Raw genomic sequence first — 2047 nt, forward strand, 5'->3', positions numbered from 1 at the left:
GTCCTGGCCCGTATCAACGAGCACAAGATCAACCGGCTCCATGAACTGTTGCCATGGAACTGGCAACCTCTCACAGATCTTCACAAACAGGCCGCATGATTAATGGCGGCCTTAAGCGGCCGGTTACAGATGGCCAGCGCACGGGACTGGATGGTGCGCACCGGCAGCCTGTCAACAACCCTGACAGGCGTGCCATACCGGGCCAGTCCAGCGGCCATGGTCAGGCCGACAGGTCCCGCACCGACAACAAGAACGGGCTTCGACATGGTTTCCATCCGAAGGCAAAGGCATTGTCCGGACCTGTGGACAACGGCCATCGCGTGAACGCCGGAAGGATGCGGAGTGTTCCAGCGCGTTCCGTTTCTGTCAGGGTGACAGGGAAAACTGCGGAAGCAGGATATTCATGATCGGGAATGCTTAGAGCTGATCGCCGAGCGCGCTTAGTCGAGCCAGGCGCTCTTCAACATCAAAGAAACCCAATTGCTTCATTCTGCCGCCCACATTCATACACGAGAGAAAAATTCACAAGAGAGTTGCTAAAAATCAAGTTTTCCGCCCCCCCTCACGTGTAATATCCGTTCTTGTCGCAGGTCAACGAGTTTCTCGGCAGGTAGCGCAAAACTTAGATATCGATGCCATATTGGCTTTGCTGGAAACTTTGACAACCATCAATATCATTTAGAAAATCAATTAATTCTTTTAAGCATATAGCATAAAACCGAGATGTGTTTGATTTTATAATGTGCGTTATTCCATGATGGTGTCGTTGATGAACGTTTTCCAAGTCGATCAGAGATATAATATTATAGTTTCTTTTATACTCAGAACCCATGTCCCAGAATATAGCAAGATTTATATCTTTTTCATCTTTTATTTCAGATTCAAATTCGTGAATTAAACCATCTAATGAGAATTTATATTCTAATATTTGTGGAGGCCCTAAATAGACTTTTGTGCATTGCTCTTCTTCGATTCCTAATGGGTTACTATCCTTATTGAAAATAATATTCTCTAAAGGCTCTTCTGATATAAAACGGAATATTCCGTCATATTGGGCAGTTTGAGAAGTGGCTAATAATCTAATACCTCTTATTACTCCACCAGCTATTAATTGATTAAATAAAACTATCACGTCTTGCTCGGATACAGGGACTGATTGTATAGATATTTTTTTTGTAGGAAGAAAAAAATTCTTATTTTTTAGCACCAATGGAAATTCTTCTTCGTGTTTTTCCTGATCTCGAACCCACTCATGAATGGCTTTTTGTTTCTCAATTTCAGGCTTGGCACCTGAATCATTTTTAAGTAGACTTCTTCTATCAGTTAATCTGCGTACCATAATTACAGCAATTCGTTCTGCAAGATCTCTAAGTTCTGGCTGGAAACCTTTGCGGCCTAAATCTGGATCAGCCCCTTCAAAGTGAATGACAATGTGAGCTTGGTTTTGGTGTCCGATACTTTTAGTCAAAGGAATTGTTATCATATCTCCTTGGACCATTCCGTTATTGGATAGTTGTAACCCACCTTTTAGGACACGATACCCCTTACGTAATTGCGCTTTAGAATCATTAATTTGATCCCAAACAGAAGTTGAATATACAAAATACCCATAAGAAGATATATTATATTTCTCTACTAGGTCGCTATATTCATCTTTAGTTTTTAATATATTTATTAAATCAACGCTTGAAAGTATTTCATAAACTCCGTTTGAATTCGAAAATTTCTCTATTATTTTTGATGGGTCTTTCCCATTTTTTAGTGCGTCTGTCTGCAGTTCGCGTATTTTTCTTAAATCTCTGCTCGCACTAATTTCATCATGGGGCCATTTGTAGCGGGCAGATTGATTTTCCAAAAAGGTAGTATTGTTTTCTTTATCTGTAACATAAATATCGAACTTTATATTAGAAGCCTCTAAGTGCCCGATCCGAAAGTTTTTGAACAATACCAGCCTGTTGTGATTCATCCGTCTTTACGAAGAGATGGAGTGAATGGTGACATGGACTGGTATTGCCCGACGTGAACATAGCCGGGAAGGACTGCGATA

The 2047-nt window shown here is 41.2% G+C and carries 2 protein-coding genes; both read right to left on the bottom strand.

Annotated features, from left to right (window positions below; all coding sequences use genetic code 11):
• Positions 1-80: 80 nt before the first annotated feature.
• The gene (locus F1542_RS03235) at positions 81-401 is read right to left on the bottom strand and encodes an FAD-dependent monooxygenase (protein WP_408886223.1); all 321 of its coding nucleotides are present in this window, start codon (positions 399-401) and stop codon (positions 81-83) included.
• A 221-nt stretch (positions 402-622) separates the two neighbouring features.
• Positions 623-1945: a hypothetical protein gene (locus tag F1542_RS03240; protein ID WP_193731789.1), complete on the bottom strand. Its 1323-nt coding sequence runs from the start codon at positions 1943-1945 to the stop codon at positions 623-625.
• Positions 1946-2047 lie beyond the last annotated feature (102 nt).

It is taken from the genome of Komagataeibacter sp. FXV3 (assembly GCF_015155755.1).
Taxonomy (GTDB): domain Bacteria; phylum Pseudomonadota; class Alphaproteobacteria; order Acetobacterales; family Acetobacteraceae; genus Komagataeibacter.